Source organism: Pseudomonas sp. PS02303, assembly GCF_029959925.1.
GTDB lineage: Bacteria > Pseudomonadota > Gammaproteobacteria > Pseudomonadales > Pseudomonadaceae > Aquipseudomonas > Aquipseudomonas mandelii.
Window position 1 is genome coordinate 1 of the sequence record NZ_JASCOM010000574.1, and the last position, 356, is coordinate 356.

At 65.4% G+C, this 356-nt stretch carries 1 protein-coding gene; it reads right to left on the bottom strand.

From position 1 onward, the window contains the following. Window positions 1–356, bottom strand: a 356-nt coding sequence (locus QMX98_RS34915) for an aldehyde dehydrogenase family protein (RefSeq protein ID WP_282412104.1), incomplete at both ends; no start/stop codon positions are given.

The window sequence follows — 356 nt, forward strand, 5'->3', positions numbered from 1 at the left end:
TGCCCGACCACGCCCAGCGGTTCGTGGATGTGATAGGCCACGGTGTTGCCATCGATCTCGGCGGCGCTGCCTTCCTGGGCGCGGATGCAACCGGCGAAGTAGCGGAAATGGTCGGCGGCCAGCGGGATGTCGGCGTTGAGGGTTTCACGCACGGCTTTGCCGTTGTCCCAGGATTCGGTGATTGCCAGGACTTCCAGGTTCTGTTCAATGCGGTCGGCGATTTTCAGCAGCACCAGCGAGCGCGCCTGGGCGGACGTGGCGCCCCAGGCATCGGCAGCGGCGTGGGCGGCGTCCAGGGCTTTGTCGATGTCTTCGGCCGTGGAGCGCGGGAATTCGGCAATCGGTTGGCCATTCAC